Origin of the sequence: Pararhizobium sp. LjRoot238, assembly GCF_964252955.1 — a bacterium.
Lineage (GTDB): Bacteria > Pseudomonadota > Alphaproteobacteria > Rhizobiales > Rhizobiaceae > Pararhizobium.
In genome coordinates, this window is the sequence record NZ_CAXUPP020000001.1 from 3,198,730 (window position 1) to 3,211,062 (window position 12,333).

Below are 12,333 nucleotides of genomic sequence, written 5' to 3' on the forward strand. Positions count from 1 at the left end.
GCGGTCTCGCGGTGGGGACGCGCGCCGGTCAGGCCGGCCGGTCGGTGGCGCTAAGCGAAGGCGCATCGCTTGCGGGCCTTGCCGGTCGCGGCGCTGCGCGGCTAGAAGCGAACCGCTGTCCAACCCTTCCAGGATTCGTCCATGCTCCTTGCTATCAATCCGGCCGCCGTCTGGCCGATCCTCCTGCTGCTGCTTTCCAACGTGTTCATGACCTTCGCCTGGTACGGCCATCTGAAACACGCGTCGTCGCCGCTCACCATGGCGATCGTCGCCAGCTGGGGTATCGCCTTCTTCGAATATTGCCTTGCGGTCCCGGCCAACCGGATCGGCAACCAGGTCTATTCGGCAGCGCAGCTGAAGACGATGCAGGAGGTGATCACGCTCGCCGTCTTTACCGCCTTCTCCGTCTTCTGGCTGAAGGAAACCCTGACCTGGAACCATGCAATCGGCTTTTGCCTGATTGCGGGTGGGGCGGCGTTTGTGTTCAAGGCGTAGCGTATCAGCCCTCAGCCTGCCTTTCGCCAAACAGCGCGTCGAGTATCTCGCCCTCCAGCCGTGCCAGTTCCGGCGAGCCGTGGCGGCGGGGGCGTTCGAGCGGGATGTCGAGGTCGAGGGCGATCTTGCCGCGGTCGATGACGATGACGCGGTCGGCGAGAGCGACGGCCTCGGCGACGTCGTGGGTGACCAGCACGGCGGTGAATGTCTGCTGCAGCCAGATGCGTTCGAGCAGCTGCTGCATCTCGATGCGGGTGAGGGCGTCGAGAGCGCCGAGCGGTTCGTCGAGGGCGAGGATATAGGGGTGGGCGACGAGGGCGCGGGCAAGGGCGACGCGCTGGCGCTGGCCGCCTGAAAGGACCGAGGGCCATTCGCCGGCGCGGTCGGAGAGGCCGACTTCGCGCAGGATGGCGAGCGACTTTTCTTTGGCTTCCTCGCCCCTGGCGATGCCGGTCAGGCCGACCTCGACGTTTTTGGCGATCCGCGCCCAGGGCAGGAGGCGCGGCTCCTGGAACATGATGCGGGTGCGGTTTTCGCCGTCTTTGCCTTTGTTGACCGTCAGCGTGCCGGCCGTCGGCTTGTCGAGGCCGGTCAGAAGCCGGAGCAGCGTGCTCTTGCCGCAGCCGCTCTTGCCGATGACGGCGATAAACTGGCCGGCGGGGACATCCAGGTCGATGTTGTCGAGAACGGTCTTGTCGCCGAACTTCTGGCTGATGTTGCGGAAGGAGAAGGCGATATCCCGTGGATCACGCGCGCGGGCCTGCGGCGCAGCATAGGGAAACCATTGCGTCGGCGTGGTTTCGCGCAGCGCGCGGGCCTCGGCCGTTTCCGTTTTGACGGGCGCCTTCGATTTCGGATTAAGGGCGATGACGGACATTCGGAACACTCCAGGGTTTGGTTGACCGTTTTCGTTTCGCTATTGGTTCAGGCGGTCTGGAAGGCCGGATGCCATTGCAGGGTCAGGCGCTCGAGCAGCCGGGCAAAACTGTCGGCGAGCTTGCCGAGCAGGGCGTAGATCAGGATCGACAGGACGACGACGTCGATGAGCAGAAACTCGCGGGCTTGCATCGCCATGTAGCCGAGGCCGGACGAGGCGGCGATGGTTTCGGCGACGATCAGCGTCAGCCACATGATGCCGAGCGCATAACGCAGGCCGACGAAGATGGCGGGCAGGGCGCCGGGCAGGATAACGCGGAAGAACAGCGTGCTGCGCGGCATGCCGTAGACGCGGCCCATCTCGACCAGATGCGGATCGACGCTCTGGATTCCGAGCAGCGTGTTGACGTAGATCGGGAAGAACACACCGAGCGCGACGAGGAAGAGTTTTGCCTGCTCGTCGATGCCGAACCAGAGGATGACCAGCGGGATCAGCGCCAGATGCGGGATGTTGCGGACCATCTGCAGCGTCGTATCGGTGAGGCTTCGCGACAGGCCGGAGAGGCCGTTGGCAAGGCCGAAGAGGAGGCCGATCGAGCCGCCGATGACGAAACCGGAAAGCGCGCGGGCGGTGCTGACGCCGATATTCCGGATCAGTTCGCCGGACAGAAGCAGACGCCAGAAGGCTTCGGCGACCGCCGAAGGGGCGGCCATGACATTCGGCGAGATCAGGCCGGTGCGGGCAGCAATCTCCCAGACGAGCAGGATGACGGCGGGCAGGGCCCAGCCCGTGGCGTTTTTCAGGATCGATTGGCCGGTGGTTTTCATCGTCTGACCTTTATTGTCTCCAGTGCGCGTGCCGGTCCGGATCGACCGGCACGCCTGCACGTTTCCCGGGAGGAAATCAGTTGGTCGGCGCCGTCCAGACGGCATCGCTGATGGTGATCGCCTTCGGGATCAGGCCGAGCTTGAAGAAGCGGTCGGCGGTCTGCTGCTGGCTGGCGACGATCTCGGGCGTGACCGGTCCGATGCCGAAGGAGGCGCGGCTGGCGGCGAGCGTCTGTGCTTCCAGGGGCACGCCGGTGACCTCATGCAGCGCCTCGGCGACCTTGTCGCGGTTGGCATCCGCCCAGGCGGCGGCTTGCTTCAGCGCTGCGATCGTCGTCGAAACTGTTTCCGGATGCCTGGCGGCGAAATCGCGGTTGGCGAGGAAATAGGTATTGACCTTCAGCGTCTCGGCCGAGGTCGTCAGAATGCGCGGCTTGTAGCGCGTTTCGGCAATGGCGAAGAAGGGATCCCAGACAGCCCAGGCGTCGATCTTGTCGCTGGCGAAGGCCGCCGCCGCATCGGCGGGGCTCAGATAGACGGGCGTCACCTCGTTGAAGCCGATAGCGGCCTTTTCAAGTGCTGCGACGACGAGATTATGGGAGCTCGTGCCCTTGCCGACGCCGATCTTCTTGCCCTTGAGGTCGGCTACCGACCGGATCGGCGAATCCGGCTTGACGAAGATCGCCTCGCCCGTGCCTTGCGACGGAAGAGCCGCGACATAGACGATAGCCGAGCCGGCTGCCTGGCCGAAGATCGGCGGCGCATCGCCCGTCCAGCCGACATCGATCGAGCCGACATTCAGCGCCTCGACCAGCGGCGGGCCGGCCGTGAACTCGACCCAGGAGATGGCGATGCCCTTCGGCTCCAGCGCCTTCTCGATGATCTTCTGTTGCTGGGCGATGACCGGCAGGCCGGTCTTCTGATAGCCGATCTTGAATTCGGTCAACTCGGCGGCGAAGGTGCCGGAGGTTGCAAACAGGCCGGCGGCAATAAGGCCGGCGCCGAAAATTCGTCTCGTCAGTGTGAGCATCGATCCCTCTTGTGGTTGGCGGAGGACGTGACGTCTTCTCCGCAGAACGTGGGATCATGCTAGATAAATCTATTTAGATTATAGAGTTTATTTATTTTGTAGAAATCAATCGCTGGAGAAATGTTTTTCTCGAGCGGCAGGCCCATCACCGCATTTTTTCCGTTGGTTCAGTCAAGCAGGTCGAAGGCACGAAAAATCCAGCTGACCCCATGGCTGAGGTCTCCATGATTCTCAGGCCTCGATGATTCTCAGGCCTCGGGCGGCACCGGTTTCGGATGGCCGGTCTCGTCCAGCGCCACCATGACGAACAGCGCGTCGGTGACCTTGTCCATGCGATCAGAGAGGTAACGCTGCGCCCATGCTTCCACCTTCAGCGTCATCGAGGTGCGGCCGACCTTGATGACATCGGTATAGATGCAGAGCGTGTCGCCGATCTTGACCGGCATTTCGAACGCCATTTCCTTGACGGCGGCGGTAACGACGCGGCCGCGGGCACGCTCGGCGGCACGGATGCCGCAGGACAGGTCCATCTGCGCCATCACCCAGCCGCCGAAGATATCGCCGGCAGCATTGGCGTCGGCCGGCATCGCGAGGGTCCGCAGGGTAAGGTCGCCGTTCGGTCTCGTCATGGTCGAGCTTCTCCGTTTGTTTCGATGTAACCCAAGGCGGCGCGATCGGCAAAGACCCCGTGAGAAAATAGAGGTTGGGCCAGCATTACGGATGCAAGGGATCAAGTGCTAACAAAGCGTAAATCGAGGCCTGTCAATTTTAGTGGTCGATTGTTAGGGAGTTTGAAAATACGTGCCTGTACCTTGCGGCCTCTAAATCCGAGGGGGATCTCGCTCTATGAAGAATTTTCGTATTTCCGTGCGCCTGTATGCGCTGGTGGGACTGGCGCTTCTGACCATGGCCGCCGTCATGATGCTTGGCCTGTTCCAGGAGCAGGACAAGCTGGTCGCGCAGCGCAAGGCGATGCTCGCGGCGATGAACGAGAATGCCGTCACGGTCTTCGAAGCCTATTACAAGCAGGAACAGGCCGGCACGCTCAGCCAGGCGGATGCGCAGGCGCGCGCCATCGAGGCCATCAGCGCGATGCGCTATCAGGGCAACGGCTATTTCTGGATCAACGACATGCATCCGAAGATGGTGATGCATCCGATCAAGCCTGCGATGAACGGCAGCGACCTGACCGAAAACAAGGATCCGAACGGCAAGCATCTGTTCATCGAGTTCGTCAAGACCGTGCAGACGGACGGCAAGGGCTTCGTCGACTACTACTGGCCAAAGCCGGGTGCTGAGGAGCCGGTGTTAAAGTATTCGCATGTTGCCGGATTCAAGCCCTGGGGCTGGGTCGTCGGTACCGGCGTCTATGCCGATGACCTGGCGGCGATGTTCCGCGAAGGCCTGATCCAGGTTGCGGTGATCTGCGGCGTCGCAGCCCTCATCATCCTGCTTGCCGCCTTTTCGATCGTTCGCAGCGTCGTTCGCCCGGTCGAACGGTTGAAAGCCTCGATGCGGGCGATCGCCGACGAGGATGTGTCGGCCGAGGTGCCGGAAACCGACCGCAAGGACGAGATCGGCCAGATGGCGCGGGTTCTGGTTGTTCTGCGCGACTCGGTGAAGGAACGTATAGAACTTCGCGAGCGCGAGGCCGGACAGCAGAGCCAGTTGGACGAGGAGCGTCGCAGCAACGAACATCGTCTTCAGTCTGGCGCGCAGGCGCAGGCAGATGCCATGGCGACGGTCGGAGCTGCGCTGGAAAAGCTGGCGAGCGGCGACCTGACGGCTGAAATCGCCCGGATATCGCCGGAATATTCCAAGCTGCGGGATGATTTCAATACGGCCGTGACGGCGCTTCGCGGCGTCATCCAGTCGATCGCGCAATCGACCGAAGTGGTCTATGGCAGCGCCGGCGACATTTCGGAAGCCGCCAACAACCTGTCGCGCCGCACCGAACAGCAGGCAGCGGCGCTTGAGCAGACGGCGGCGGCGCTGGACGAAATCACCTCGACGGTGAAGAGCGCGTCCGAGCGGGCGGCCGAAGCGCGCGAGATGGTCAACGAGACGAAGGGCAGTGCTGCCAAGTCCGGCGAAATCGTCCGCAACGCGGTTGCCGCCATGAGCCGGATCGAGGGCTCCTCCAGCCGGATCAGCCAGATCATCGGCGTCATCGACGAGATCGCCTTCCAGACCAACCTGCTCGCCCTCAATGCCGGTGTCGAAGCGGCCCGGGCCGGCGAAGCCGGTCGCGGTTTTGCCGTCGTCGCCCAGGAAGTGCGCGAACTGGCGCAGCGTTCGGCCGGTGCGGCCAAGGAGATCAAGGAACTGATCCGCAATTCGGCGACGGAAGTCGAGACCGGCGTGACGCTGGTGCGCTCGACCGGCGACGCGCTGATGGAGATCGAAGCGCTGGTCAACCGGGTGAATGAAACTGTCGCCTCGATCGCCACCGCCGCCCGCGAGCAGGCGACCGGTCTTGCCGAAGTCAACACGGCCGTCAACAGCATGGACCAGATGACCCAGCAGAACGCGGCGATGGTCGAGGAGACGACGGCGGCGAGCCAGACGCTGGCGCAAGAAAGCCGCGAGCTGAAGAGCCTGCTGCAGACCTTCCGCCTTTCATCCAGCAGCCAGACCGCCTACGGGCGCGCTGCCTGATCCATAAAAAGACGGAAATGCCGATTGCCCGCGTTCGCAAGGACGCGGGCTCTTTCTTGTTCCGGGTGAATTGCACGCGACGGCGAGGTGCGATCCGGGGCTTTTCGGCGATCGTCGCGGATTTGCGGCGGCCTTGACCGTGGCGGTTTTGCAGCCAGAATGGCGCGGTGATTCAAGATGTTAAAACGTCTGCTCTCACAGGCCGGTGAAGGGCATTCAATCCGGGAGGACTGCCAGTGACGCCGTTTCGACGTGTGATGATCCGTATCGGAGCGCTGATGGCGCTGTTTCTGGTCGTGCTGTCGTCCTGCACCGTCGTCGTCGACGAGCCGGGACCGCGTCCGCAACCATCCTACCCGCAGATGTGCACGATGGAATACGACCCGGTCTGCGCCCGGCGCGGCGACAATCGCCGGACCTTCGCCAACGCCTGCCAGGCGCGGGCCGACGGATACCGCATCATCGGCCGCGGCGAATGCCGTCCGGAACGTCCCGATTTCGGTGACGACCGGCCGCAGGCCTGCACGCGCGAATACGATCCCGTCTGCGCCCGCCAGGGACGCCAGCGGCAGACGTTTGCGAATGCCTGCATGGCTGAGGCCGACGGTTTTCGCGTGATCGGGCGCGGCGAATGCCGCCGCCCGGACGACCTACCCATCGACGACTCAGGCCTGCGTCCGGGCCGCGATCCGGATCGCCGGCCGCAGGCCTGCACCCGCGAATTCGCTCCGGTCTGCGCCCGCCAGGGACGCCAGCGGCAAACCTTTCCGAATGCGTGCACGGCGCAGGCTGAGGGTTTCCGGGTGATCGACAACGGTCCGTGCCAATAGGCCGAACACCGTATTTTGCCAGTAGAGCCGCCCCATTCGGGGGCGGTTCACAGTCGGGGACGGAAAACAGGAACAGGCAGCATGCCCTTGCGCATCGTTTCATTGAACGTCTGGGGTGGCCGGGTCTACGCGCCGCTGATGCGTTATCTCGTCGATGTGGACGCGGATGTGATCTGCCTGCAGGAGGTGGTGCGCACGCCGGCGGCCACGTCGGATTGGCTGGTCTACCGGGATCATGGCGTGGAACTGCCGCAACGGGCCAATCTGTTCGACGAGATCCGTGCCGCGCTTCCGTCTCATGATGCCTTCTTTTGCCCGACGGCGCGCGGCACGCTGTTTGACGGCGACGAGGAAGTTTCCTCCGAATTCGGACTGGCAACTTTTGTGCGCAGTTCGCTTGCCGTCATCGGTCAGGCCAGCGATTTCGTCCACGGCGAATTTTCACCGGACGGCTGGGGGCCGCATCCGCGGGCGCGCAATGCCCATTGTGTCCGGTTGTTCAGCTATGAGGACGGCTTTCCAGTGACCATCGTCCAGATGCACGGCCTTCGCGATCTCAACGGCAAGGGCGATACGCCGGCGCGCAAAAAGCAGACGGATGCGCTGATCGAAATCATCCTGAACCTCTGGCGCGGCAATGAGCGGCTGGTGGTCTGCGGCGATTTCAATGTCCTGCCGGAGAGCGGGATGTTCGGCGCGCTCGCCGATCTGGGGCTGTCCGATCTCGTGACCTCGCGGGGGCATAGCGATACACGGACGTCCTATTACGAAAAACAGGGACGCTTTGCCGACTACTTGCTGGTGACGCCGGATGTGGAGGTCGTCGGCTTCGACGTGGTTGCGCAGCCCGAAGTCTCCGACCATCGGGCGCTGCTGCTGGAGATGCGGTAGAGCTTCGGCCCCCCATTTTCGAGGGCATGTCCGAAAGGCTTCGTTTACCCTGTTTCAATAAAATCCGCTTTGTTCGCGGTCTTTGCGACCTCATGCCCGCCTTTCGACACAGGCGGTCTGCAGGTTTTGCGCGGGGACAGGGCGAGGGCGGATGGTGCGTTTCGACGCATCGTCGCCGGCAATTACCAGTATCGCAGTTTCCTTCGCACCGTTTTCGATGCGCGGCGCTGCAGAGGGTGGCAATGAGTATGGCGTATGTTTCCCTTTTCCGGCGGCCCGCGCACGTCTTCGTGCTGTCGCTTTCGCTGACGGCCTGTTCGACGGATGATCTGAGCCCGCCGGCCCGCATCGATTCGTCGGCAAGGGTCAGCGCCATCGAACCGGTTCGCGACCGCGGACGAGGGATGCGCGAAAACGCCTATCCCTCGGCGGAGACGCCGGTCAGCACATTCTCGGAAAATTCCGACGGCGCCGTTCCCGCCGATCCGCGGATGCAGACAAGCGAGCGGCTGCCGATGATCGATAGCGAGCCACTGGAAAGTGGCCAGCAGCCTTCCGCCATGGCGAGCGTCCAGCCGATGGTCGTGCCGCCCGAAGGCGTCAACATGGATGCGATGCTGGGTGTCGAGCCTACCTCGGCGCCGGTCGTCGGCCTTGCCGAGGAGCAGAGCCGCGATATCGCCGAGGGCAATGCCAGCCAGCCGGTGGTCGGCGGCATCGGCGGCGATACGGTGCAGCAGCTTGGCGGACCGCAGACCGTGATGGCTTCGACCGGGGCGGATCCCGGCTACGATCCGGACCTGCCGCCCTTGAGCCCGGAGAAAATTGCAGCCGAGGAGGCACGCAAGGCGCAGTTTCTCGAACAGCAGCAGCGGGTGATGCTGCGCAAGCAACAGACGCAGCAAGAAGAGCAGGTGGCCTTCCTGCCGCGCGCCGAAAACCCCGTGAGCGAGCCCGATTTCACCGGCCGCATGCCGGCATCCGAGATCGCCTGCCGCCAGCGGCTGAAGAAGCTGCGCGTCGAATTCACCGACATTCCGCGCATCTCCGATGGAAAGGCCTGCGGCATCGATTACCCGATCGAATTGAGCGGCCTTTCCGGAGGCATCGACGTCAAGCCCGCCGTCAAGCTCAACTGCGAGGTGACGGAAGCCTTTGCCCTGTGGGTGAAAAACGAGCTCGCGCCCTCTGCCCGCTACCGCTACCTCTCCGGCGTCAAGACGATCAAGCCGCTCGGCGGCTATTCCTGCCGGACGATGAATTCGCGGCGCGGCAACCCGATGTCGGAACATGCCCGCGGCAACGCCATCGACGTCGGCAAGTTCGTGCTGAAATCCGGCAAGGAGATCGACGTGCGCAAGCCGGGCTTCTTCGCCTTTCGCGAAAAAGGGCTGTTGAAGGCGGTGCGCAGCGACAGCTGCAAGTATTTCAACACCGTGCTCGGCCCGGGCAGCGACCCGCAGCACAAGGATCACTTCCACTTCGACCTGAGGAACCGCAAGTCGGGTTATCGGCATTGCGATTGATGACGGAGTGGGCTGCTGCTGCGCTCGACTAACCATGTGAGTTGCCGAGCACCGCTCGGAGCCCCGGGTCATTCTGGCGGAGACGTTGTTCGATCCATCGGCTGGTCCAGTCGTAGGCGTCCGAAAACAACTCGGAATGCCGGCTCCAATCCATGAATCCGATCGGGTTGGAAAGCGGTGGGCAGACCAGGACATCCTCTTCGCCAAGGGCAATGTCCTGTGGCCGGTGTGCCAGCATGCTCGCAACAATAACCTGAAGCATGCTGGGGACCTTTGGCAAGCCGGCGCGACCGAAAGGGTTCAGCCAGGCGACGGCCAGTTCGGAAGCGCCGGGGATGCGGTCATAATCGATGTGGTATTTCTGCGGTCCACTCGACCCCAGGCTCACGACGACATTGGGTCCGGTCTTGAGTTCCTTCATCTGTTCCAGCGGCAGATTGTTCATAATACCGCCGTCCACCAGCATATCGCCATCGGCCGTAAAGAACGGCGGCAGGACACCCGGGATCGAGCCGGACGCCCGAACGGCCTGCCAGAGCTTGCCACGGCGGTGGACATGGGGTTGACGGCTGCTCAGATTGGTCGAAAGCGCAAAGAACGGAAGCCAGAGATCCTCGATGAGAACCTCGCTGTATTCCGCCCGAAGGGCGCGATCGAACACCTTATGATCCAGAAGTGCGAAATGCGGCACGGTGAGGCGGCGAAACGCCCGGCCCTTGATAAATATGTCGTGCGTGCCTCGGTCGATCTCGTCTGCATCCAACCCTCTTGCGAAGCCGGCCATCATCGCCGCTCCGGAACTCGTGCCCCCGAGATAGTCGAAGCAAGCGCCCGCCTCGACGAAAGCCTTGTAGACGCCCAGATGGGCGCTGCCGAGAGACCCACCGCCTGCCGCCACGAAGCCCCGTGCCTTGCCGGAAATAAATCGGACCAGGCGCTGGATGTCAGACCCGTCCTCCAGCGCAACATGATGATGATGGCCAACATGAGGACGCTCATCAAGCCATGCGGAGGTGCCGGACACCGCTATCGAGCGAATGTCGTGAATGAGGACGAGCCGCCCGGTCGATGGTGGATGAACCGATAGCGCCAGTGCCTCGGACGGGTTCAGCCGGGGTGAACAGGACGCGTCGGCAAGCAGCAGGACGGTATCCGCCTGGCGAATGCAGACCCGTGTCCATTCATTGGCCTCTTCATCGGCAACATAGACGATGATTTCGGTTTCCGCCTCCAGTTCGTTCAACCAGTTCAGAACCGGCTGGTCATCGACCGGAAGACCGGCGAACCGCGCGTGAATGTCGGCTCGGGCGACGAACCGGGCGCGCGTGCTGGCGTCGAACGCTTCCTGCCGATGCCGGATGAAGACCGGTGACATGCGACTTCCGCCGGCCGGAATGATCGCAAGCGTTCGGATCCTGGCAGACTGCTTGAGGAGCGATGAACTCGGAGATTGCACCGCAAACCGGCGCGCCAGAAATGTCGTGACCGCCTGTCGCAGGCTCGGCAAGGCCTCGGCCGCCTTCTCGAATTGGCTGCCGCGGATTTCAAGGACGATCGAATCGCGCGCCGCAAGGACGGTCGCCGTGCGGGGCAGTCCTGCGAAGAAACCGACCTCGCCGACGAGTTCGCCCTGTCCGATCTCGGCGATCGAGTCCGTCTCGTCTCCCTTGTGCACCGTAAAGCGACCCGACAGCACGATGAAGAACCTGTCCGATGGATCGCCTTCGCGAACCAGAACCTCGCCGCGTCGCAAGACCCGGCGGTCGGATTCGGCTGCCAAAGCCTCAAGCGCCACCAACGACGCCCGATCGAACATCAATGTCGCCGACAGCAATCTCGCCGCGAGAGAATCGACGGAGGACATCTGAACCACCTCCCGGGAGCTCCGGTCTGATTGTGGTCTGTGCTTGCTTACATAAGGATCACTGAAAACCGCCAAATAGCAATGTCCGCTCTGGCCACAAGACGCAGTTACCGCCACACGAAGACATGAGCAGTGGCTATTCGCGGGGGACAGCGTTCAATCGCTTTCCTCGACGTTGCCGGGAGCGGCGCCTCGGGGGATGCGCAAGCGCCTCGTGACAAAAAAAGAGGCCGGCAAAAGCCGGCCTGGAGGTGAACCGTACCGAAAGCGGACTGCGGGCGGGTTCGTGCAAATCATGCGAGCGTCGTATGCGTCCACAACGCGAAAATGATTGAAGAGCATCACCGTTTCATGACAGGGAGGGCACATTTCTTTTATCCCGGTGGTCTTTGCCTGGATTTCGATCCTCTCATGCAGGTTATCCCATGCCGCCGGTTTCAGAGCTCATTCTTTTTGCCCTGGCTTTGGCCGCCGCGGGCGCCGCTGCCGGCGTTTTGGCCGGTCTTTTCGGCATCGGCGGCGGAGCCATCCTCGTGCCGGTCTTCTACCAGGTTTTCGGCCTGCTCGGCGTCGACGATGCCGTGCGGATGCATCTTTCGCTCGGCACGTCGCTCGCCATCATCGTGCCGACATCCGTGCGCTCCTTCCTGTCGCACCGGACGCGGGGAGCGGTCGACCTAGCCTTGCTGCGCAGCTGGGTCGTCGCCGTGCCGCTCGGCACGTTGATCGCGTCGGCGATTGCCACCTATGTCTCCGGCGAGACGTTGATGGCCATCTTTGCCGTCATGGCGTTGCTGATCGCACTGCGGATGTTTTTCAACAGGGACAGGTGGCGGATTGCCGACGACCTGCCACCCAATCAGGTGAAATGGCTGGCCGGCGTCGTCATCGGCGTTCTCTCCGGCCTTATGGGTATCGGTGGCGGCGTGCTCAACAATATCTTCATGACGACGCATGGCCGCACCATCCACCAGGCGGTGGCAACCTCGTCGGGCCTCGGCGTGCTGATCTCGATACCGGGGCTGATCGGCTATGGCTGGGCGGGGTGGGGCGATGCCGGTCTGCCGCCGTTTTCGACCGGCTTCATCAACTGGATTGCCGTAGCGCTGATCATTCCGATCACACTGCTCGTCACACCCTTCGGCGTGCAGCTGGCGCATGCGCTGAGCAGGCGCCAGCTCGAGATCGGTTTCGGCATCTTCCTGACGGTGATTTCGCTGCGCTTCTTCTACGGCATCCTTGGCTGACACGGTTCTGCAGGTCTGCAACCGAATGCCAAGATTGCGGGCTTGAAAATTAACATTATACAATATATGTAATTGTTAATTGTATAAC

11 protein-coding genes are annotated in these 12,333 nt (G+C 62.7%); 6 read left to right on the top strand and 5 right to left on the bottom strand.

Annotated features, from left to right (window positions below; genetic code table 11):
- The first annotated feature begins 141 nt into the window (after positions 1–141).
- Entirely contained in the window at positions 142–495 is a 354-nt protein-coding gene (locus ACSQ3F_RS15520) for a DMT family protein (RefSeq protein ID WP_436101043.1), read from the top strand.
- A 4-nt stretch (positions 496–499) separates the two neighbouring features.
- On the opposite strand, the gene ACSQ3F_RS15525 is transcribed toward ACSQ3F_RS15520, so the two are convergent.
- From ACSQ3F_RS15525 to ACSQ3F_RS15540, 4 genes are all read right to left on the bottom strand, one after another.
- The gene (locus tag ACSQ3F_RS15525; RefSeq protein ID WP_436101044.1) at positions 500–1,372 is read right to left on the bottom strand and encodes an ATP-binding cassette domain-containing protein; all 873 of its coding nucleotides are present in this window, start codon (positions 1,370–1,372) and stop codon (positions 500–502) included.
- Positions 1,373–1,419: 47 nt separating this feature from the next.
- A complete protein-coding gene (locus tag ACSQ3F_RS15530; RefSeq protein WP_436101045.1) occupies positions 1,420–2,199 on the bottom strand; it encodes an ABC transporter permease subunit in 780 nt (259 codons plus the stop codon).
- 76 nt (positions 2,200–2,275) lie between these two features.
- Complete coding sequence (locus ACSQ3F_RS15535; RefSeq protein WP_436101046.1) at positions 2,276–3,229, bottom strand: aliphatic sulfonate ABC transporter substrate-binding protein; 954 nt, start codon at positions 3,227–3,229, stop codon at positions 2,276–2,278.
- A gap of 248 nt (positions 3,230–3,477) precedes the next feature.
- On the bottom strand, positions 3,478–3,858 hold the full coding sequence (locus ACSQ3F_RS15540) for an acyl-CoA thioesterase (RefSeq protein WP_436101047.1): 381 nt from the start codon (positions 3,856–3,858) through the stop codon (positions 3,478–3,480).
- Positions 3,859–4,075: 217 nt separating this feature from the next.
- Between ACSQ3F_RS15540 and ACSQ3F_RS15545 the strand changes: the two genes are divergently transcribed.
- The 4 genes from ACSQ3F_RS15545 to ACSQ3F_RS15560 all read left to right on the top strand — a co-directional run bounded on the left by ACSQ3F_RS15545 (position 4,076) and on the right by ACSQ3F_RS15560 (position 9,134).
- Positions 4,076–5,887 (top strand): methyl-accepting chemotaxis protein, encoded by a 1,812-nt coding sequence (locus ACSQ3F_RS15545; RefSeq protein WP_436101048.1) that lies wholly within the window; start codon positions 4,076–4,078, stop codon positions 5,885–5,887.
- 236 nt (positions 5,888–6,123) lie between these two features.
- The gene (locus ACSQ3F_RS15550) at positions 6,124–6,717 is read left to right on the top strand and encodes a Kazal-type serine protease inhibitor family protein (protein WP_436101049.1); all 594 of its coding nucleotides are present in this window, start codon (positions 6,124–6,126) and stop codon (positions 6,715–6,717) included.
- Positions 6,718–6,798: 81 nt separating this feature from the next.
- Complete coding sequence (locus ACSQ3F_RS15555) at positions 6,799–7,608, top strand: endonuclease/exonuclease/phosphatase family protein (protein ID WP_436101050.1); 810 nt, start codon at positions 6,799–6,801, stop codon at positions 7,606–7,608.
- A 248-nt stretch (positions 7,609–7,856) separates the two neighbouring features.
- A complete protein-coding gene (locus tag ACSQ3F_RS15560) occupies positions 7,857–9,134 on the top strand; it encodes an extensin-like domain-containing protein (RefSeq protein WP_436101051.1) in 1,278 nt (425 codons plus the stop codon).
- A gap of 28 nt (positions 9,135–9,162) precedes the next feature.
- Here ACSQ3F_RS15560 and ACSQ3F_RS15565 read toward each other — a convergent pair whose 3' ends face one another.
- Positions 9,163–10,998 carry a patatin-like phospholipase family protein gene (locus ACSQ3F_RS15565; RefSeq protein WP_436101052.1) on the bottom strand — a complete coding sequence of 612 codons (1,836 nt, stop codon included), beginning with the start codon at positions 10,996–10,998 and terminating at the stop codon, positions 9,163–9,165.
- A 425-nt stretch (positions 10,999–11,423) separates the two neighbouring features.
- Here ACSQ3F_RS15565 and ACSQ3F_RS15570 point away from each other — a divergent pair, with 425 nt between their 5' ends.
- Complete coding sequence (locus ACSQ3F_RS15570) at positions 11,424–12,245, top strand: sulfite exporter TauE/SafE family protein (RefSeq protein WP_436101053.1); 822 nt, start codon at positions 11,424–11,426, stop codon at positions 12,243–12,245.
- Positions 12,246–12,333 lie beyond the last annotated feature (88 nt).